19 protein-coding genes are annotated in these 19,394 nt (G+C 72.9%); 11 read left to right on the top strand and 8 right to left on the bottom strand.

The features are described 5' to 3' along the window. Positions 1–73: 73 nt before the first annotated feature. Complete coding sequence (locus ACR807_RS34350) at positions 74–1,030, bottom strand: M64 family metallopeptidase (protein WP_438925655.1); 957 nt, start codon at positions 1,028–1,030, stop codon at positions 74–76. 160 nt (positions 1,031–1,190) lie between these two features. On the opposite strand from ACR807_RS34350, the gene ACR807_RS34345 reads away from it, so the two are divergent. From ACR807_RS34345 to ACR807_RS34330, 4 genes are all read left to right on the top strand, one after another. Beyond that, positions 1,191–1,967 carry a cytochrome c biogenesis CcdA family protein gene (locus ACR807_RS34345; protein ID WP_438925654.1) on the top strand — a complete coding sequence of 259 codons (777 nt, stop codon included), beginning with the start codon at positions 1,191–1,193 and terminating at the stop codon, positions 1,965–1,967. Then, a complete protein-coding gene (gene resB, locus ACR807_RS34340; protein ID WP_438925653.1) occupies positions 1,967–3,568 on the top strand; it encodes a cytochrome c biogenesis protein ResB in 1,602 nt (533 codons plus the stop codon). The genes ACR807_RS34345 and resB overlap by 1 nt, the downstream gene beginning before the upstream one ends. Beyond that, positions 3,568–4,509 (top strand): c-type cytochrome biogenesis protein CcsB, encoded by a 942-nt coding sequence (ccsB, locus tag ACR807_RS34335; protein ID WP_438925652.1) that lies wholly within the window; start codon positions 3,568–3,570, stop codon positions 4,507–4,509. The genes resB and ccsB overlap by 1 nt, the downstream gene beginning before the upstream one ends. Positions 4,510–4,687: 178 nt before the next feature. After that, positions 4,688–6,154 carry a MinD/ParA family ATP-binding protein gene (locus ACR807_RS34330; protein ID WP_438925651.1) on the top strand — a complete coding sequence of 489 codons (1,467 nt, stop codon included), beginning with the start codon at positions 4,688–4,690 and terminating at the stop codon, positions 6,152–6,154. Positions 6,155–6,212: 58 nt separating this feature from the next. Here the strand turns inward: ACR807_RS34330 and ACR807_RS34325 are convergent, their stop codons facing one another. Together ACR807_RS34325 and ACR807_RS34320 are read right to left on the bottom strand one after the other, a co-directional pair. Further along, positions 6,213–6,395, bottom strand: coding sequence for a hypothetical protein (locus ACR807_RS34325; RefSeq protein ID WP_438925650.1), 183 nt, complete (start codon positions 6,393–6,395; stop codon positions 6,213–6,215). 54 nt (positions 6,396–6,449) lie between these two features. Further along, entirely contained in the window at positions 6,450–6,665 is a 216-nt protein-coding gene (locus ACR807_RS34320) for a BldC family transcriptional regulator (RefSeq protein WP_438925649.1), read from the bottom strand. A 151-nt stretch (positions 6,666–6,816) separates the two neighbouring features. Here ACR807_RS34320 and ACR807_RS34315 point away from each other — a divergent pair, with 151 nt between their 5' ends. The 3 genes from ACR807_RS34315 (at position 6,817) to ACR807_RS34305 (ending at position 8,915) form a co-directional block, all read left to right on the top strand. Beyond that, positions 6,817–7,284, top strand: coding sequence for an Lrp/AsnC family transcriptional regulator (locus ACR807_RS34315; protein ID WP_438925648.1), 468 nt, complete (start codon positions 6,817–6,819; stop codon positions 7,282–7,284). A gap of 11 nt (positions 7,285–7,295) precedes the next feature. Continuing rightward, positions 7,296–7,565: a DUF4229 domain-containing protein gene (locus ACR807_RS34310; protein ID WP_438925647.1), complete on the top strand. Its 270-nt coding sequence runs from the start codon at positions 7,296–7,298 to the stop codon at positions 7,563–7,565. Between the two features lie 192 nt (positions 7,566–7,757). Beyond that, entirely contained in the window at positions 7,758–8,915 is a 1,158-nt protein-coding gene (locus ACR807_RS34305) for a S1 family peptidase (RefSeq protein ID WP_438925646.1), read from the top strand. 49 nt (positions 8,916–8,964) lie between these two features. Here the strand turns inward: ACR807_RS34305 and ACR807_RS34300 are convergent, their stop codons facing one another. Beyond that, positions 8,965–9,972 (bottom strand): ADP-ribosylglycohydrolase family protein, encoded by a 1,008-nt coding sequence (locus tag ACR807_RS34300; RefSeq protein ID WP_438925645.1) that lies wholly within the window; start codon positions 9,970–9,972, stop codon positions 8,965–8,967. Positions 9,973–9,995: 23 nt separating this feature from the next. Between ACR807_RS34300 and cds1 the strand changes: the two genes are divergently transcribed. Further along, entirely contained in the window at positions 9,996–11,090 is a 1,095-nt protein-coding gene (gene cds1 / locus ACR807_RS34295) for an L-cysteine desulfhydrase Cds1 (protein ID WP_438925644.1), read from the top strand. Between the two features lie 103 nt (positions 11,091–11,193). Then, the gene (locus tag ACR807_RS34290) at positions 11,194–11,592 is read left to right on the top strand and encodes a hypothetical protein (protein ID WP_438925643.1); all 399 of its coding nucleotides are present in this window, start codon (positions 11,194–11,196) and stop codon (positions 11,590–11,592) included. 8 nt (positions 11,593–11,600) lie between these two features. On the opposite strand, the gene ACR807_RS34285 is transcribed toward ACR807_RS34290, so the two are convergent. From ACR807_RS34285 to ACR807_RS34270, 4 genes are all read right to left on the bottom strand, one after another. Continuing rightward, positions 11,601–12,473 carry a 1,4-dihydroxy-2-naphthoate polyprenyltransferase gene (locus ACR807_RS34285; RefSeq protein WP_438925642.1) on the bottom strand — a complete coding sequence of 291 codons (873 nt, stop codon included), beginning with the start codon at positions 12,471–12,473 and terminating at the stop codon, positions 11,601–11,603. 55 nt (positions 12,474–12,528) lie between these two features. Then, on the bottom strand, positions 12,529–13,734 hold the full coding sequence (locus ACR807_RS34280; RefSeq protein WP_438925641.1) for a DUF8814 domain-containing protein: 1,206 nt from the start codon (positions 13,732–13,734) through the stop codon (positions 12,529–12,531). 127 nt (positions 13,735–13,861) lie between these two features. Continuing rightward, positions 13,862–14,998, bottom strand: a complete 1,137-nt coding sequence (gene menE, locus ACR807_RS34275) for an o-succinylbenzoate--CoA ligase (protein WP_438925640.1) — start codon at positions 14,996–14,998, stop codon at positions 13,862–13,864. A gap of 4 nt (positions 14,999–15,002) precedes the next feature. Beyond that, the gene (locus ACR807_RS34270; RefSeq protein ID WP_438925639.1) at positions 15,003–15,914 is read right to left on the bottom strand and encodes a 1,4-dihydroxy-2-naphthoyl-CoA synthase; all 912 of its coding nucleotides are present in this window, start codon (positions 15,912–15,914) and stop codon (positions 15,003–15,005) included. Positions 15,915–16,076: 162 nt separating this feature from the next. On the opposite strand from ACR807_RS34270, the gene menD reads away from it, so the two are divergent. Both menD and ACR807_RS34260 read left to right on the top strand, forming a co-directional pair. Continuing rightward, positions 16,077–17,705, top strand: coding sequence for a 2-succinyl-5-enolpyruvyl-6-hydroxy-3-cyclohexene-1-carboxylic-acid synthase (menD, locus tag ACR807_RS34265; RefSeq protein WP_438925638.1), 1,629 nt, complete (start codon positions 16,077–16,079; stop codon positions 17,703–17,705). Positions 17,706–17,762: 57 nt separating this feature from the next. Continuing rightward, on the top strand, positions 17,763–19,256 hold the full coding sequence (locus ACR807_RS34260; RefSeq protein ID WP_438925637.1) for a M1 family metallopeptidase: 1,494 nt from the start codon (positions 17,763–17,765) through the stop codon (positions 19,254–19,256). Positions 19,257–19,394 lie beyond the last annotated feature (138 nt).

Below are 19,394 nucleotides of genomic sequence, written 5' to 3'. Positions count from 1 at the left end.
CGGGCCCTGCGCGCCGCCGGGCACCTGGTCGCCCGGCAGCGCCCGTCAGGTCCCGGCCGTCAGGTCCCGCCCGTCAGCGCAGTTCGGGCACCCTGGCCCGGAAGGCGTCGACCATCGCGTCCCGGCCGACGAGGTTGAACTCGCGGCCGAGGGTGCGCATGATCGAGTCCGAGGTGGGCCGGTAGAGCCCGGTCCGGTGGTACCTCGCGCCCTCGAACGCGCCGACCGCGCCGCCGTCGGGTGACGGCTGCCCGAGGTGGGCCGACCACTTCGCGCCGGTCGGGTCCCTCGTCACGTTGACCTCGGTCGGCTCGGTCCCGGTGTAGGTCTCGTAGGGGTAGTCGTACTCGTCGGCGAGGCCGCCGATGGAGTGGCCCAGCTCGTGCACGGCGATCTGCCCGGCCAGGTCGTTCGCGCCGGCCGCGGTGGCGACGCCGCCGCCCGCGCCGCCGTACTTGGCGGTGTTGCCGAGCGCCACGACCTGGTCGGCGCCCGGCGCGAGCGCGGCGAACTGGGTGGCCTTGGTCTGGTTCACGCACAGCAGCCGCTCGGTCTGGAGGTCGCGCCCCTGGCACCAGAAGCCCATGTCGAGCGCGGTGTCGCGGGCGCTGCCGAGCGCCGGGTCGTTGTCCACGCCGGACTGGTTCGAGACGACGTCGACCCGCCACACGTTGAAGTACTGCTTGTAGGACTTGAACGGCTCCACGGCGGACAGCTCGTCCCACTTGCCCACCACGTGCGAGTGGTAGGCATCGGCGTCGGCGGCGGTGTAGCCGTCACCGACGAAAACGAGGTCGAAGCGCTGGTCGGGGGCGCCGGTCTGCTGGACCGCGACGACCTCGGCGGCCACCTCGTCCGGCGCGGCGGCGGCCTCGACGGTTCTCGCGACGGCGGTCCGGGTGATCGAGCCGTCCGGGGAGAACACCTCCACCCACTCCACGTCGGGCTCCGCGGCGCCGCCGGGCAGGGGGGCGGCGGCGACCGCGAGGACCACGGCCAGCGGCAGGGACAACAGCCGGTGTGCACGCATGCACGTCACGCTATGAAGTGGGTCACTCGTCGGCAAGGGTGGATGGTCGGGTTTCGATTCGCCACGAATGGGTAATGCGTGACGCGTGGGTGTGTGAGCTGGATCGCCCATAAGGGACACCGGTGAGCGACGTCAAGTGGCACTTACCTACCCTGGACGCGTGAACCCGACCGACCTGGCCACCTCGGGCCCCATCCTGCTCGCCACGGGGGTCGCACTGCTGGCCGGGGCCATTTCGTTCGCGTCACCGTGCGTCGTCCCGCTCGTCCCCGGCTACCTCGCGTACCTCGCCGGGCTGGTCGGCGCGGAGGCGCCAGCGGTCACCGGCGGGGAGGCGCCCAAGACCGGTCGCTGGCGGGTCGCGGGCGCCGCGCTGCTGTTCGTGCTCGGGTTCACCGTCGTGTTCGCCCTCACCTCGTTCGTGGTCCTCGGGCTGACCGACGTCTTCTGGCTCCAGGGGGAGCTGCTCCAGCGCATCGGCGGCGTCGTCACCATCGCCATGGGCCTGGTCTTCATCGGCCTCGTGCCCGTCCTCCAGCGCGACGTCCGCCTGCACCGCGTGCCCCGGGCCGGCCTGCTCGGCGCGCCGCTGCTCGGCGGCGTGTTCGCGCTCGGCTGGACGCCGTGCCTCGGCCCGACCCTCTCCGGCGTCCTCATCCTCGCCAGCGGCACCGAGGTCGGCTCGACCACCGTGCGCGGCGTCGTGCTCGTGCTCGCCTACTGCCTCGGCCTGGGCCTGCCGTTCGTCCTGATCGCGCTCGGCGCGCGCTGGGCGGTGCGGGCGACCGGCTGGCTGCGCGGGCACGTCCGCCAGGTGCAGGTGTTCGGCGGCGCGCTGCTCATCGCCGTCGGCGTCGCCCTGGTCACCGGCCTGTGGGGCGATTTCGTGGGCTGGCTGCGGGACGCCGTGGTCAGCGACGTGGTGCTGCCGCTCTGATGGCCACCACCACCGACGTCCCGCCCGCGCCCCCGTCCCGGCGCCCGCCCGGCGCGGCCCGCGCCGTCCTCGCCTTCCTGCGCAACACGTGGCGCGGCCTCACCGCCATGCGCACCGCGCTGACCCTGCTGTTCCTGCTCGCCCTCGGCGCGATGCCCGGCGCCCTGCTGCCGCAGCGCTCGCTCAACGCCACCAAGGTGGACGAGCACATCGCCGGGAACGGCTGGTGGGGCCGGCTCCTCGACGACCTCCAGTTCTACGACGTCTACGCCAGCGCCTGGTTCTCCGCGATCTACGTGCTGCTGTTCGTCTCCCTCGTGGGCTGCCTGCTGCCGCGCACCTGGGAGTACCTCCGGCAGGCGCGGGCCAAGCCCGTGCTGACGCCGCGCAACCTGACCCGGATGCCGCACCACGCCACCGGCGTGACCGAGCGGACCCCCGAGGAGGTCGTCGCGCACGCCGAGCGGCGGCTCCGGGGCTGGCGCCGCGTCACCCGCGAGGAGCCCGACGGCAGCCGCACGGTCAGCGCCGAGCGCGGCTACCTGCGCGAGACCGGCAACCTGGTGTTCCACTTCTCGCTGCTGGGCCTGCTGATCGCCTTCGCGCTGGGCAAGATGTTCGGCTACGAGGGCCAGGTCATCGTGCCCGCGGGCGGCGGCCAGTTCTGCAACTCCGGCGTCTACAACTACGACTCCTTCCGGCCCGGCCTGCGCGTCGACGGCACCGACCTGAGCCAGTTCTGCGTGAAGGTGGGCGACTTCAGCGCCACCTACCTGCACAGCGGCCAGGCCGAGAGCTACCGCGCGGACCTGGAGTACCAGTCGGGGGAGGACCTCGCGACCGGCACGTGGCGGCCGTACGCGCTGGAGGTCAACAGCCCGCTGCGCACCGCCGGCGACCGGGTCTACCTCATCGACCACGGCTACACGCCGCTGTTCACGGTGACCTTCCCGGACGGCCAGGTGCGCACCGGCACCGTCCAGTGGCGGCCGGTCAACCCGGTCACCATGGCCTCCGAGGGCGCGACCAAGCTCGACCCGCCGGGCGTCACCGACCCCGAGCAGCGCCGCAGGAGCCAGCTCGCCATCACCGGCCTGCTCGCGCCGACCGCCGTGTTCCGCGGCGACCTGCTCGACTCGGCGTTCCCCGCGGCGAACGACCCGGCGGTCGCGATCGACGTCTACCGCGGCGACCTGGGCACCGACTCGGGGCGCGGCCAGTCGATCTTCTCGATCAACCAGCAGATGGTCGAGGAGGGCAAGCTGGTCAAGGTCGCCCGGCAGAACCTGCGCGCCGGCGAGCAGCTGACCCTCGACGACGGCACCGTGGTCCGGTTCGACGGCGTCCGCGACTGGGTCGCGCTCCAGGTGTCGCACGACCCGACCCAGGTGTGGGTCCTGGTGTTCGCGATCCTGGTCATCGTGGGTCTGGGGCTGTCGCTGAGCATCAAGCGCCGCCGCGTCTGGGTGCGGGCGGCGGTCGGGGAGGACGGGCGTACCGTGGTCGAGGTCGGCGGCCTCGCGCGGACCGATCAGGCCGGGTACGGCGAGGAGTTCACCGGACTCTCGCGCGACCTGCTGGCCAAGGAGGAGAAGAGCTGATGCCGGTCAACTCGGCCCTGTCGACCTACAGCGACTGGACGTACGGCGCGGCCGTCGCCGTCTACTTCTTCGCCGCGCTCCTGTCCCTGTGCGAGGCGGCGTTCGCGAAGCCCGCCAAGGCCAGGGAGCGCGAGCTGGTCGCCACCGCCGGCGGGACGCGGGCCGACGGCACGTGGACGCCCGGCCTGGTGACCAAGGCGCAGCGCTCGCGCGCCGAGCGCCTGGGCTCGATGGGCCTCGCGCTCACCGTCCTCGGCGCACTGCTCCAGGCGATCTCCCTGGTGCTGCGCGGGTTCGCCACCGGGCGCGCCCCGTGGGGCAACATGTACGAGTACGGCTCGCTGCTCACGCTGGCGGCCGTCGTCACGTGGCTCGTGCTGACCCGCACCTTCCCGGTGCGCAGGCTCGGCGGCTTCGTGCTCGTGCCGATCGTGATCCTCATGTTCCTCGGCGGCACGGTGCTCTACGCCGACGCCGCGCCCGTGCAGCCCGCGCTCCAGTCCTACTGGCTCGTGGTGCACGTCTCGGTCATCTCGATCTCCAGCGGGGTGCTGCTGGTGCCGGGCGTGGCCAGCGTGCTGTACCTGCTCAAGTCCTCGGGCCGGTCGCGGTTCGCGAAGCTGCCCGACGCCGACGTGCTCGACCGGCTCGCCTACCGCAGCACGGTGTTCGCGTTCCCGCTGTTCACCATCGGCATCATCTGCGGCGCGATCTGGGCCGAGGCGGCCTGGGGCCGGTTCTGGGGCTGGGACCCGAAGGAGACCGTGGCGTTCGTGTCGTGGGTCGTCTACGCGGCCTACCTGCACGCCCGCGCCACGGCGGGCTGGCGCGGCAGGCCCGCCGCGTGGATCAACTCGCTGGGTTTCGCGCTGACCGTGTTCAACCTGTTCTTCATCAACCTCGTAACGACTGGGTTGCACTCGTACGCGGGTGTCTCCTGATCGCGTAGACCACCACCTGCGCGATGACCGTTCGCCCACGTCGCGCGCCTGCCGAGGCTCGCGCGCACGTGGGTGAGCGCACACCCAGTGTCGAGGAACCGCTGGTGGTTGACTACCGTCGAACGCGTGGGGTCGGGGACGTCCCGACTCTTTTCTCGCTCAGGGAGGGACCCCAGCGGTGACCGGTCGCTACGAGAATCCTGAGCCGTCGTGGCAGCCGCCGGCAGGCGCTGAGGGGCAGCCCACCACCACCCCCGAGCCGCAGCCGCAGTACACCGAGCCGCCGACGGTCTACCTGGACCCGGCCCAGTCGGGGCAGGTCCAGTCCGGTCCGGTGCAGGGCGGGCAGGTCCAGTCGGGGCCGCCGTCGGGCGGGTTCCCGGTGCAGGGCCAGCAGTCCGGCCCGTACCAGGTGCCCCCCGGTCAGCAGTCCGGCGCCTACCACGTCTCGGGCGGCCCGTCCGGCGCCTACCCGGTGCAGGGCCAGCAGTCCGGGCCGTACCCGGTGCAGGGGCAGCAGTCCGGCCCGTACCAGGTGCCGCCCGGTCAGCAGTCCGGTGCCTACCAGGTCTCCGGCGGCCCGTCGGGCGCCTACCCGGTGCAGGGCCAGCAGTCGGGGCCGTACCAGGTGCCGCCCGGTCAGCAGTACCAGGGCCAGTACCAGGGCGGGTTCCCGAACAACTTCCCGCAGAGCGTCGGCCCCCAGCAGCCGCAGCCCCCGCAGGCGAACGCCAACGAGGTGTCCTCGCAGCAGCTGATCAAGCGGGCGAAGCGACCGCCGCAGTCCGGCTGGCGCAAGACCCTGCACTCGATGACCGGCGGCTTGGTCAACCTGGGCGAGAGCCCGGCCGACCTGCGCCGGCGCGAGCTGATCGGCCGCATCAACCAGCCCCTGCGCGGCTGCTACAAGATCGCGATGCTGAGCCTGAAGGGCGGCGTCGGCAAGACCACGACGACGACCACGCTCGGCTCCACGTTCTCGTCGCTGCGCGGTGACCGGGTCATCGCGGTGGACGCCAACCCGGACCGCGGCACGCTGGCGCTGAAGGTGCCCAGGGAGACCACGGCGACCGTGCGGCACCTGCTGCGCGACGCGTCCCGCATCACCCGGTACAGCGATGTGCGCGCCTACACGTCCCAGTCGCCGAGCCGGCTGGAGATCCTGGCGTCCGAGCAGGACCCGGCGGTCTCCGAGGCGTTCAGCGACGAGGACTACCTGCGCACGGTCGCGTTGCTGGAGCTGTTCTACAACATCGTGCTGACCGACTGCGGCACCGGCCTGATGCACTCGGCCATGAAGGGCGTGCTCGACCAGGCCGACTCGCTGGTGCTCGTCTCGTCCGGTTCGGTGGACGGCGCGCAGACGTCGGCGGCCACGCTCGACTGGCTGGAGGCGCACGGGTACCGCGACCTGGTCGCGAGGTCCGTCGCGGTGATCAACTCGGTGCGGCCGGGCTCGGGCAAGGTCGACCTGGACAAGCTGGCCGCGCACTTCGCCCAGCGCTGCCGCGCCGTGGTGCGCATCCCGTTCGACCAGCACCTGGAGGAGGGGGCCGAGATCGAGCTGGACAAGCTCGCCCCGGACACCCGGCTCGCGCTGCTGGAGCTGGCCGCCACCGTGGCGGACGACTTCCCGAACAACTAGGCGTCCCCGGGCGACCGGGCGTCACGAAGGGGCCCCGGTCGACGGGGCCCCTTCGCGGTCACTCTTCTTCTTCCGGCTTCTTCTTCTTGCGCTGCTCACCGAGCTTGCGCAGGAAGTCGGGGTCGTCGTCGGGTGCGACGAACCGGCGGCTGGGGGCGGTATCGACCCGGTCCGGTCCGAACGAGCGCCACAGCAGCACGGCGATCGTCAGTGCACCGACCACCGCTAGCAGGTACAACATGTGGTCGCCACCTCCTTTGCCACGAGATTACCCGCGTTCAGGAGGTGTTCGGCGTCAGTGCCTGACGGGTTCGGTCGCCTCGGTCGTGAGCTGCGACAACAGCTCCTGGACCTCCGACTCGCGGAACCGGCGGTGACCACCGGGCGTCCGGATGGAACCGATGCGACCCGCGGTGGCCCACCGGGTCACGGTCTTGGGGTCGACCCGGAACAGGTTGGCGACCTCGCCCGGCGTGAGCAGTCGTTCCCCCGCGTGTGCTGTGACGGTCACGGTGATCCTCCCCGATGACGAGCAGACTTACCGGACGCATCGTGGCATCCCACCCTTCGGGTACTCGAACGCTTGGGTGATGGTAAAGAGGTAGCAAAGGGACGAAGCGTGCGGTTCGGACATCGCCCCGGGTGGGCCTAGGCTGTGGCCGGTGGACGCTCTTGATCGCCAGATCATCGCCGCCCTCCGGGTCAACGGTCGGGCCACGTACGCCGACCTCGGTCGCAAGGTCGGCCTGTCGGCCTCCGCCGTGCACGAGCGGGTCGGCAAGCTGGAGGCCACCGGCGTCATCGTCGGCTACCACGCCGTGGTCGACCCGAGCGCCGTCGGCCTCGGCGTCACCGCCCTGGTGAGCATCCACCCCACGGACACCGCCGACGACGACGAGCTGGCCGTCTCCCTGGGCGAGCTGGTCGAGGTCGAGTCGTGCTACCGGGTGGCGGGCGACGAGTCGTTCATCGTGAAGGTGCGGGTGGCCACCGTGGACGACCTGGAGCGCTCGCTGGGCAGGCTCCGCCGCATCCAGGGCGTGGCGCGCACCCGCACGACGGTCGTGCTCTCCACCCGCTTCGAGGGACGCCCGAACACCGGGGCGACCGGACCCGGAGCGGGCGCGTAACCTGGGCAACCGTGCACCTGGGTCGTGATGTGACGCTCTACGTCGGCGCGCGGCTGGGCATGGTCGCCGCGGTCACCGCGCTGCTCGTGCTGGTCAACGTGCCGCTGCTGGTGGCGCTCGCGGTGGGCGTCGTCGTGGCGCTGCCGCTGTCGCTGTTCGTCTTCAAGGGCCTGCGCACGCGGGTCGCGCGGGGGCTGGAGGCCAAGCAGGCCGTGCGCCGCGCGGAACGCGACAAGCTGCGCGCCCAGCTGCGCGGCGAGACCCCGGCCGAGCAGGCGTAGCACCCGGGCGCGGCCGATCCGGCCGGGCGGTTCCGGTCGGGCGATCCGGTCGGGCGGTTCCGCGACGCCCGATCCGCGCCGGCACGTGGGAGCGCGTCCACCGTCTCGGCGGTATGACGGGGCGTGGTTGAAAAGTACCGTTCTGTCCTGCCATCCGGTGATCTGCCTCCATCCTGCTGAAGGGGCTGTTCAGTGACCCGTTCCCACGCCGCTCGATTAACCGGCGCGGTCGTCCTCGCACTCGGCCTGGCCGCGACCTCGCTCACCGCCGCCTCCGCCTCCGACGCGATCGCCACCTCCGCCACCTCCGCACCGCGCGTCGCCCAGGGCATGTCCCTGGCCATGCAGCGCGACCTCGGCCTCACCGCCGACGGCGTGCGGACGCGCCTCGCCCAGGAGGAGAAGGCCCGCGGCGCCGAGACCGTCGCCCGCACGCTCTACGGCTCGTCCTACGCGGGCAGCTGGTTCGACCCGGCCACCGGGAAGCTCGCCGTGGCCGTCGCCGGGCCCGCCGCCACCGCGCCGACCGGCCTCGACATCACCGTCGTGCCCGTCGCGCACACCTACGCCCAGCTCGACGCCGCCAAGACCGCCCTCGACCGGAAGGCGGGCCGCGCCGCCCCGGCGGGCGTCAACAGCTGGTACGTCGACGTCAAGACCAACACCGTCGTCGTCACCGTCAACCGGCACCGCGTCGACGACGCCGTCACCAAGTTCGTCGAGGCGGCCCGGGCCACCCACGACGCCGTGCGCGTCGTGGAGGAGGAGCACTCGCCCGTGCCGCAGGCCGACGTCGTCGGCGGCTGGCCGTACTGGATCAACTACGGCGGGCGCTGCTCGGTCGGCTTCGCCGTGTACGGCGGCTTCGTCACCGCGGGCCACTGCGGCACGCCCGGCTCGTCGGCCAGCGACCAGGCCGGCGCGCTGCTCGGCTACTTCGCCGGGTCGACGTTCCCCTACTACGACTACGCCTGGGTCCAGGCGAGCGCCGGCGTGAACCTCTACGGGTACATGGAGGGCTACGACGGCTACTGGTACTACGTGCGCGGCTCCGCGCAGGTGCCGGTCGGCTCCGGCGTGTGCCGCTCCGGCTCGACCACCGGCATGTGGTGCAACTACATCCTCGGGCGCGGCCAGACCGTGAACTACCCGCAGGGGGTCGTCTACGGCCTGACCCGCACGAACGTGTGCGCGGAGCCCGGCGACTCGGGTGGCTCGTGGCTCAGCTCCAACCAGGCGCAGGGCGTGACCTCGGGCGGCTCGGGCAACTGCTCGTCCGGCGGCACGACCTACTACCAGGAGGTCAACCCGATCCTGTCCGCCTACGGGTTGTCGCTGATCCTCACCTGACCGCGGACCTGACGGCAGGACCTGGCCCGGCCCCTCCGCGGGGGCCGGGTCAGGCCCGCCCGAACACCTCCACCGCCTCGGCGGACAGGCGCTCCACCACGTCCGCCAGCTCCAGCGCCCCCAGCCAGTGCGCCGGGATCGCCTCGGCGCCGTCCCGCGCGCCCAGCAGGTTCCCGCACAGCGCGCCCGTCGAGTCGCTGTCGCCGGAGTGGTTGACCGCGAGCAGCAGCCCGTCGGCGAGGTCCCGCCCGGTGAGCGCGGTGAGCACCGCGATGGCCAGCGCCTCCTCGCCCACCCAGCCGCCGCCGAACCTCGCCTCGATCGCCTCCGGCGTCGGCCGCGCGCCCTCGGCGGCCAGCTCGGCGGCCGTCCCCACGGCCAGGTCCAGCAGCACCAGCTGCTCCTCGTGGCCGTCCCACCGGACCAGCTCGGCGCGGGCCACCTCGATCGCGGGCAGCAGCTCCAGCCCCGCCAGCAGCTGCTGCACGAGCACCGCCAGCACGCCCGTCGACAGGTAGCCGCTCGGGTGCCCGTGGGTCAGCGCCCCGGTGGCCGCGGCCAGCCCGAACACCTCGCGCGCGTCGTCCGACCACAGCGCCACCGGCGCGGCGCGCATCACCGCGCCGCAGCCCTTCGAGTCGTTGATCGGGTCGTCGACCGTGCCCAGCGCGCCCGAGCGCAGCGCGGTCAGGCACGTGTTCCCCGGCGCGCGCGGCTCGTGCAGCGCGCGGACGCCCAGCAGCCACCCGTCGTCCGGCACCTCCGGCCCGCCCTGCGTGCGCAGCCACCGCCCGTAGGCGGCGCGCACCTCGTGCACCGGGTCGCCGCCCCGCCGCCGGGCCAGGAGCAGGCCCTCCAGCGTGAACAGGGTCATCTGCGTGTCGTCGGTGATCGCGCCGAGCCGGCCGTAGGCGGGCGCGTAGTCGGTGAGGCCCGACGGGCCGAACCGGTCGCGGACGCGGTCGATCCGGTCGAACTCGATCGAACCGCCGAGCGCGTCACCGACGGCGCCCGCCAGGAGGCTGCCGCGGACGGAGCTGCTCAGGAGTGGGTTCACGCCGCAGAAGTTATCGTGCCGGCGTGAGTACTTCGGTAGACCGATGTTGTTCCCGCACCCGGGAGTGGGTGTGCGAGGCCGTCCGCATCATCGAGGCGGACGCCAACCGCAGCGCCGACACGCACCTGCTGCGCTTCCCCCTGCCGCTGGAGTGGGGGATCGACCTGTACCTCAAGGACGAGTCCACCCACCCCACGGGCTCGCTCAAGCACCGCCTCGCGCGCTCGCTGTTCCTCTACGCGATCTGCAACGGCTGGGTCGTCGGCGGCACGCCCGTCATCGAGGCGTCGTCCGGCTCGACGGCCGTGTCCGAGGCGTACTTCGCGCGGCTGCTCGGCCTGCCGTTCATCGCCGTCATGCCCCGCTCGACCAGCCCGGAGAAGATCGCGCTGATCGAGCGCCAGGGCGGCCGGTGCCACTTCGTGGACGAGCCGACCGCGATCTACGACGAGTCCCGGCGGCTCGCGACCGAGCTGGGCGGCCACTTCATGGACCAGTTCACGCACGCCGAGCGGGCCACCGACTGGCGCGGCAACAACAACATCGCCGAGTCGGTGTTCCAGCAGATGGAGCTGGAGGACGCGCCGGAGCCCGAGTGGGTCGTGGTCGGCGCGGGCACCGGCGGCACGAGCGCCACCATCGGCCGCTACGTGCACTACCGGAGGCTGCGGACGCGGCTCGCCGTCGTCGACCCCGAGCACTCGGTGTTCTTCGACGCCTGGCGCGACGGGGACCCGACGCTGACCTCGTCGCGGGGCTCGCGGATCGAGGGCATCGGCCGGCCGCGGGTCGAGCCGTCGTTCATCGGGCACGTCATCGACCGCATGGTCAAGGTGCCGGACGCGGCGTCGGTCGCGACGATCCGGCGCGTCGAGGACGTCCTCGGGCGGCGCGTCGGCGGGTCCACCGGCACCAACCTGTGGGGCGCGTTCCAGCTGGTCGCGGAGATGCGCGCGTCCCGGCAGCGGGGCAGCGTCGTGACGCTGCTGTGCGACGGCGGCGAGCGGTACGCGAACACGTACTACTCGGACGAGTGGGTGGCCGCGCAGGGCATGGACCTCGCGCCGCACCTGAAGACGCTCGACGAGTTCCTCGTCACCGGCACCTGGGCGACGTGACGCGCCCGTTTGCTCACGCACGTTTGTGCGGACCGGGTGGAACGCGCGGGGGCCGCCGTGCGTCGCAGCGTGATCTGCGGCGTGGTGTCGGAAGGGGCGAGCGGTGAGCGCTTGGCGGACAGCGGACGTGCTGACGGCCGAGGACGTCCTGACGAGGTCGGTCGCCGACGCGGAGAAGGCGATGCGCGAGGCGGCGAAGCTGCGCTACCCGCAGCGCGAGCCGTCGGCCGAGGACGTGCGGCGGGTGATGCGGTACGCCAAGTCGAACGAGGCGTCGCCCGAGCTGAGGGCGTTGCAGCGGCGCATCGCGGGCGGCTACCTGAGCTGGCGGCAGGTGCTGCTCGGCGAGGCGGCGGACGACCGGGGCGTGAAGGCGGCGCTGGAGGCCGACCGGGTCGCCCTGGCCGCGCTGTGCCGGGGCGAGGAACCGCGCGTCGCCGCGCCGAAGCCACCGCCCCGGGACGACGACGAGCCGCTGTCGTTCACCGAGGACGCCTGGTAGGGCGGGGCTCAGCCCAGGACGAGCGCGACGGGCACGGCGATGCCCCACACGAGCATCGCCAGGCCCGTGTCGCGCAGCACCGGGATCAGGTCGCGGCCCGTCGCGCCCTTGAGCACCCGCCGCGCGCCCAGCAGGGCCAGGGGCAGGGCGAGGAAACCGACCAGGGACAGCGGGACGCGCAGGCCGATCGCCAGGGTGATGACGAACGGGACGGTCACCAGCGCCAGGTAGAGGCGGCGGGCGTCCCGGTCGCCGAGGGTGCTCGACAGCGTCCGCTTGCCCGCCCGCAGGTCGGTGGGGATGTCGCGCAGGCTGTTGGCGACCATCACGCCGGTGGAGAACGCGCCCATCGCGACCGCGCCGCCGATGCCGATGCCGGTGACCTCGCCGGTCTGCACGTACAGCGTGCCGAGCACCGCCGCCGGGCCGAAGAACACGAACACGGCCAGCTCGCCCAGGCCCGCGTACCCGTACGGCTTGCGCCCGCCGGTGTAGAACCACGCGGCGGCGAGGCACACCGCGCCGAACGCGACCATCCACCAGCGGCCGGACAGCACGACCAGCGCGAGACCCGCGACGGCGGCGACGCCCAGGGCCGCGAACGCCGCCGCCCGCACCGCCTTCGGGTCGGCCGAGCCCGAGCCGACCAGGCGGAACGGGCCGACGCGGTCGGCGTCCGTGCCCCGGATGCCGTCCGAGTAGTCGTTCGCGTAGTTCACGCCCACCTGGAGCGCCACCGACACCAGCAGCGCCAGCGCCGACCACGTGGCGTGGAAGCCGCCGACGTGGTGCGCGGCGCCCGCGCCGACCAGGACCGGCGCGATCGAGTTCGGCAGCGTGCGGGGGCGGGTCCCCGATACCCACTGGGCGACTGTGGCCATGCCGGACATCCTCCGACATGGTGAACGGGGACCCGCTCCCGGGTGGTTCCGGCCGTCAGCAGGCGGTCGCGCCCGAGACGCCCGACACGTAGGCGCGGGCGACGAACTTGCCCGACGCGATCCGGTACCAGAGGTTCGACGTGCCCTGGGTGCCCGTGACCGACTGGCCGGTGACCTGGCACTCGACCCTGACCTGCGCGTAGTTCGCGGCGATGCCGACCTGCGCGGCGGTCGAGGTGGCGCCGTCGCGGACGTTCACCGTGCCGTTCTGGGCCTCGGTGCGGACGAACCCGGCCGGGCCGGACCCGGTCCACTGGTAGGTGACGGTGACCCACGCGTTGTTGGTCAGCTTCAGGCCGTCCCAGAACGTGCCGTCGGCCAGGTCGATGCCCGCCGGGTTGGCGACCACGCGCCCGAACTGGTCCTTGCCGCCGTTGTAGCCGTTCTCGTAGGCGGCCTGCGCCTCGGGCTTGCCCTGCGGGAGGTCCTTCCACATCTCGCGGGTGGCCGACGGGTTCCAGTAGTCGTCCTTGGTGTTCCACGGGCCGACGTCCCACACCGGCGCCCACTCGCAGCGGCCGTTCGAGGCGCACACCCGCACGCTGTACGTGCCGGTGCCCTTGGCGCTCAGGCCGCGGCGGGACGGCAGCGCGACGAAGTGGTCGCGCGAGACGATCACGTGGCCGTTCGCGGTCGTGCCGCCGACGAGGCCCTCGCGGGTGGCGTACACCCGGTAGGACAGGCCCGCGGCCTCGGCGGTGACGCCGTCGCTCTTCGCGGGCGCGGTGAACGCCCGCAGGTCGAGCCGGTTCACCTCCGGGCTCTCGCCCTCGGCGGTCAGCGCGACCCGGACCTGCACGGTCCGCACGGCCCGGGGCAGCACGGCCGGCGCGTCGGGGCGGGCCTCGACCCACTCCGTCCACCGGTCGTGGCCGAGCGCGCCGCGCACGTCGACGGCCACCTCGGCGCCGGCCGGGACGGTGCTCCTGACGCTCGCGGCCACGGCGTTGGCCGGTGCGCCCAGCTCGTGCGGGTCGAGCAGGAGGAAGCCGGAGCGCGCCGCGGCCCGCGCGCTGGCGGGCACCGGCGCGGCGCGGTCGAGGCGTATCGCGCCGTCCCGCGACGCCACCCCGGTGTCGTCGGCGTTCACGGTGGTCAGGTCGGCTCGCCACCCGGCCTCCCCCGCGGCTGCGGCGGGGGCCGCCAGCCCTGCGGTGAGGACGGTGGCGAGGGTGAGCGGGAACAGGTAGCGCCTGGTCATCGCAGCACTCCTCGTCCGGACACGCGGTGCGGAGGGGACCGCGGCAGGGCCGCGCGTCACGGCCTGCCGAGCCAATCGCCTACAGGTGTTACCTGTCAACCAACAGTGAATCGAGCTTGCGAGAAAGTCACCCGAAGGAGTTGGCGATCGCCCGTCGATCGACCTTGCCGGGGCCCCGGAGGGGCAGTTCGCGGACGAAGACCACCCGCTTCGGGATCGCGAACCGCCCGATCGTGTCCCCGACCGCCGCACGCAGCGCCTCGACGTCCGGTGGGTTCCCGAAATCCTCCGGGACCACCGCGGCGGCCGTCACATGCCCCCATTCGGGGTCGGGCAGCCCCACCACGCACGCCTCGCGCACCCCCGCCTGCGCGGTGAGCGCCCGTTCGACCTGGAGCGGGGCGATGTTCTCGCCACCGCTGATGATCACGTCGTCGGCCCGGCCGAGGACCTCCAGCGTGCCGTCGGACCGGACGCGCCCCAGGTCGCCGGTGCGGAACCACTCGCCGAACGGCTCGCCCCCCTGGTAGCCGAGCGCCAGCACCGGCCCGCGCACCTCGATCCGGCCCCCGACCAGCCGCACGTGGACGCCGTCGAGCGGCAACCCGTCGTAGACGCACCCGCCGGACGTCTCGCTCATGCCGTAGGTGGTGACCACCCGGACGCCCAGCGCCCGCGCCCTCTCCAGCAGCGCGTGCGGCGTGGCGGCCCCGCCGAGCAGCACGGCGTCGAACTGCCGCAGCGCCTCCAGGCCGGGCCCCTCGGTGGCCACGAGCCGACCCAGCTGGGTCGGGACCAGCGCCGTGTAGCGCGGCCCGGACGAGGCCAGGACGCCCCGCGCGGCGGTGGCGAACCCCGACGCCCGGAACCCGCCGGAGAGGTCCACCACGCCGGGCGCGGTGCCGGCCACGACCGAGCGCACGAGCACCTGGATGCCCGCGATGTGCGTGGTGGGCAGCGCGAGCAGCCACGTGCCGGGCCCGCCCAGCCGCTGGTGCGTCAGCCGCGCCGAGGCCACCAGCGCCCCCGCCGACAGCAGGACCACCTTGGGCGTGCCGGTGGACCCGGACGTGCCCACCGCCAGGACGGCCTCGGTCTCCCAGCCCCGGAGGGCGGGCGGCCCGCCGTCCCCCGACGCCTCGGGCTGGGCCACCAGCGGCAGCGCCACGTCCGGGGTGCCGGGCGGGCCGGGTGGGCCGGGTGGCGACCCGGTGGCGGCGAGGGTCGGGGCCAGTGCGGCGTCGAGCGCCGTGAGCGTGATCATCGGCTCAGTAGTGGTAGGGGTAGTCGGACCAGTCGGGCTCCCGCTTCTCCAGGAAGGCGTCACGGCCCTCCACGGCTTCGTCGGTCATGTACGCGAGGCGGGTCGTCTCGCCGGCGAAGAGCTGCTGACCCACCAGGCCGTCGTCGATCAGGTTGAACGCGTACTTCAGCATCCGCTGCGCGGTCGGGGACTTGCCGTTGATCTCCTTCGCCCACTCCAGGGCCGTCGACTCCAGCTCGGCGTGCGGCACCACGGCGTTGACGGCGCCCATCGCGTGCATGTCGTCGGCGCTGTAGGTCCGACCCAGGAAGAAGATCTCCCGGGCGAACTTCTGGCCGACCTGCCGCGCCAGGTACGCCGAGCCGTAGCCGCCGTCGAAGCTGCCCACGTCGGCGTCCGTCTGCTTGAACTTCGCCTGCTCGGCGCTCGCCAGGGTGAGGTCGCACACCACGTGCAGGCTGTGCCCGCCCCCGGCCGCCCACCCCGGCACGACCGCGATCACGACCTTCGGCATGAACCGGATCAGCCGCTGGCACTCCAGGATGTGCAGCCGGCCGGCCCGCGCCGGGTCGACGGTGTCGGCCGTCTCGCCCGAGGCGTACTGGTAGCCGCTGCGCCCGCGGATGCGCTGGTCGCCGCCCGAGCAGAACGCCCACCCGCCGTCACGGGGGGACGGCCCGTTGCCGGTCAGCAGCACGCAGCCCACGTCCGAGCTCATCCGCGCGTGGTCCAGCGCGCGGTACAGCTCGTCGACCGTGTGCGGGCGGAACGCGTTGCGCACCTCCGGCCGGTCGAACGCGATGCGCACCGTGCCCTGGTCGACCGCGCGGTGGTACGTGATGTCGGTGAAGTCGAAGCCCTCGACCCGCTTCCAGCGGGTGGGGTCGAACAGCTCGGAAACGTCCTGGTCTGCCACGCCAGGGACAATAAGCCCGAGCCGGAGCTGAGAACGGGACCGCCCTGCGGCGAGGTCGGGTGGTGGAGGTGGCCTGGTAGCGGGTCATGACTCCAGTGTTCGAACTCACGTTCGACTCAGCAAGGGGAATCACCCCATCGTGCACTGAGCGACAATGGATCGGTGAACCCGTCCACCGCGCAGGCCAGGGTGCTCGTCGACGAGCTGATCCGCAACGACGTCCGGCACGTCGTGCTGAGCCCCGGATCGCGCAACGCGCCGCTGTCGTTCGCCCTCCACGAGGCGGCCGTCGCCGGGCGGATCACCCTCCACGTCCGCGTCGACGAGCGCACGGCGGGTTTCCTCGCCCTCGGCCTGGCCCGCGGCGGCGGCCACCCGGTCGCCGTGACCTGCACCTCCGGCACGGCGGTGGCCAACCTGCACCCGGCGGTGCTGGAGGCGCGGCACGCCGGGGTGCCGGTCATCGCCGTCACCGCCGACCGCCCGGTCGAGCTGTACCGCACGGGCGCCAGCCAGACCGTCGACCAGCAGCGGGTGTTCGGCCTGGACACCCTCCAGTTCCCCATCGCCGAGCGCCGCGCGGGCCAGAACGGCCTGTGGCGCTCCCTGGTGTGCCGCGCCGTCGCCACGGCCCGCGAGCAGGGCCCGGTTCACCTGAACGTGCCGTTCCGCGACCCGCTGGTGCCCGCCGGGGACGACGACTGGCCGGAGGACCTGGCCGGCCGCCCGTTCGACGTGCCGTGGACCCGCGTGGCCGAGCGCACCACCACCTCGCTGCACACCGCCGACCACCTCGGCCCGCGCACCCTGGTCGTGGTCGGCGACACCGACATCGACGTCACCGACCTCGCCGAACGGGCGGGCTGGCCGGTCGTCGCCGAACCCACCGGCCCCTCCGGCCAGGCCCTGCGCCACGGCTCGCTGCTGCTCAACGCCGACCTGCCCGCGCACCTGGAGCCCCGGGCCCTGGTCGTGGTGGGCCGCCCCACGCTGACCAGGGGCGTGCTGCGGCTGATCGCCCGCACCCCGGTCGTGCACGTGCTCAGCCGCGACCTCGACTGGCCGGACCCGCAGTTCGCCGCCACGCACACCTCCACCGACCTGGTGCTGGGCGAGCACGAGGTGGACGACGACTGGCTCACCTCCTGGCGGCACGCCGACAAGGTGGTGTCCGAGGTCGTGGACGACCTGCTCGCCAACCAGCCGTGGCCGACCGGCCTGCACGTGGCCCGCGACGTCGTGGCGGCGCTCCCGGCGGGCGCGAACCTGTTCCTCGGCTCGTCGAACCCGATCCGCGACGTCGACCTGGTCGCCGCGCCGCGCCCGGACGTCGCCTCGTTCGCCAACCGGGGCGTGGCGGGCATCGACGGGAGCGTCTCCACCGCCGCCGGCCTCGCGATGACCGCCGGGCCGACGATCGCGCTGATCGGCGACCTGACGTTCCTGCACGACGCCAACGGCCTGCTCATCGGCCCCGGCGAGCCGCGCCCGGACCTGACCGTGGTGGTGCTCAACGACGACGGCGGCGGCATCTTCGCGCTGCTGGAGCAGGGCGCGCCGGAGCACGCGACGACGTTCGAGCGCGTCTTCGGCACGCCCCACGGCGTGGACCTGGCGGCCCTCTGCGCCGCGCACCACGTGCCGCACGCGCGGGTGTCGACGGCGGACGCGCTGAGGCGCGAACTGGGCCGTCCGGACGGAATCAAAGTGGTCGAAATCCGGGCGGAGCGGAACGAATTGCGCGATCTGCACACGCGGTTGAGGGCCGTCGTGTCAACCGCATTCCAATAGCCGAAAACCTACGTACGGGGGTATACCGGCCCCGGTGCCGGGGATAGCTTGCCGGGCATGTCCCTGAGAGCGAAGCTGACCCTCGGTACCGCCACCGCGGCGTCCCTGCTGCTGCTCGCCGGTACGGCGACGGCGGCACAACCAGGCGCGCCGGGCATCGGAGACCCGTACTACCCGAATGCGGGCAACGGCGGGTACGACGTTTCCCATTACGACATCAGGCTCAACTACCAGCCGGCGAACGACAACCTTTCCGGCACCACGACGATCCTGGCCAAAACCACCCAGGACCTGACCCGGTTCAACCTGGACTTCCTGCTGAAGGCGAGTTCGGTCCGGATCAACAACAGGGTCGCGCAGTTCTCGCAGGCGGGCGGCGAACTCGTGGTCGACCCGCGCGGCACGCTGCGCGCGGGCACCCACCTGACGATCGTCGTCACCTACTCCGACGTGCCCTCGACGCACGCGGTCGACGGCTACACGTCGTGGAAGCGCACCCCGGACGGCGCGCTCGCGATCGACCAGCCGGACATCGCGCCGTGGTGGTTCCCGAGCAACAACCACCCGACCGACAAGGCCACGTTCGACGTGTCGGTGGCCGTGCCGAGCGGCGTCGAGGTGATCTCGAACGGCCTGTTCAACGGCACGACCCAGCAGATCAACGGCTGGACCCGCTGGCGCTACCGCAGCCTCCAGCCGCAGGCCACCTACCTGGCGTTCGTGGCGATCGGGCAGTTCGAGATCCGCCAGTCGACCTCGCCGGGCGGGCGTCCGGTGCTCAACGCCTACTCGGAGCGGCTGGGCGCGGACTACAGCGCGTCCGTGGCGTCGGTCGAGCGGACGTCCGAGGTGACGGAGTTCCTGGAGGGGCCCTTCGGTCCCTACCCGTTCGAGGCGGAGGGCGGCGTGGCGACGCCGGGCATCGGCTTCGCGTTGGAGAACCAGACCCGGTCGACCTACGACGCCGCGTTCTTCCGGCGCGGCTCGAACACCTACGTCGTCGCGCACGAGGTCGCGCACCAGTGGTTCGGCGACTCGGTGTCCGTGCGGCGGTGGCGGGACATCTGGCTGAACGAGGGCTTCGCCAGCTACGCGGAGTTCCTGTGGTCGGAGCACGTGGGCGAGGGCACGGCCCAGGAGAACGCCGACTACCTGTACTCGCTCTACCCGGCCGACGACCCGTTCTGGACGGTGCTGCCGGGTGACCCGGGCGCGGAGAACCAGTTCGACGGCGCCGTGTACGACCGCGGCGCGCTGGCCGTGCACGCGCTGCGCGCGGAGATCGGCGACGAGGCGTTCTTCGCGCTGCTCGAGGAGTGGGTCACCGAGCACCGCAACGGCGACGCGTCGATCGAGGACTTCGTGGCGCTCGCCGAGCGGGTGTCCGGCGAGCAGCTCGACGAGCTGTTCCGGATCTGGCTGTTCACGCCGGAGAAGCCGGCCGCCGCGCCGGGTTCGGCGGGGCTCCGGACGGCGGCGGCCCCGGTCGAGCCGAAGTCGTACCAGAAGATCCGCGAGACCCGGCGGCTGCTGGCCGCGCACGACCACTGAGGGTCGCGAACGCAGAACTCAGGGGTCGTGAGCGTAGGACTCACCGGTCGTGAGCGTAGGACTCGCGGGTCGTGAGCGTTGGACTCCCGGGGTCTGGGCGTTGGACTCCCGGGGTCTGGGCGTTGGACTCCCGCGGGG

It is taken from the genome of Saccharothrix sabaoui, assembly GCF_051756985.1.
Classification (GTDB): Bacteria; Actinomycetota; Actinomycetes; order Mycobacteriales; family Pseudonocardiaceae; genus Actinosynnema.
Note: the sequence above shows the minus strand (reverse complement) of the source record. Positions and strands in the feature narration are given on the sequence as shown.

Coding starts and splice junctions, on each gene's coding strand:
- ACR807_RS34350 (WP_438925655.1), bottom strand. CDS start 1,030: ATGCGTGCACACCGGCTGTTGTCCCTGCCGCTGGCCGTGGTCCTCGCG.
- resB (WP_438925653.1), top strand. CDS start 1,967: ATGGCCACCACCACCGACGTCCCGCCCGCGCCCCCGTCCCGGCGCCCG.
- ccsB (WP_438925652.1), top strand. CDS start 3,568: ATGCCGGTCAACTCGGCCCTGTCGACCTACAGCGACTGGACGTACGGC.
- ACR807_RS34325 (WP_438925650.1), bottom strand. CDS start 6,395: ATGTTGTACCTGCTAGCGGTGGTCGGTGCACTGACGATCGCCGTGCTG.
- ACR807_RS34285 (WP_438925642.1), bottom strand. CDS start 12,473: ATGGCCACAGTCGCCCAGTGGGTATCGGGGACCCGCCCCCGCACGCTG.
- ACR807_RS34280 (WP_438925641.1), bottom strand. CDS start 13,734: ATGACCAGGCGCTACCTGTTCCCGCTCACCCTCGCCACCGTCCTCACC.
- menE (WP_438925640.1), bottom strand. CDS start 14,998: ATGATCACGCTCACGGCGCTCGACGCCGCACTGGCCCCGACCCTCGCC.
- ACR807_RS34260 (WP_438925637.1), top strand. CDS start 17,763: ATGTCCCTGAGAGCGAAGCTGACCCTCGGTACCGCCACCGCGGCGTCC.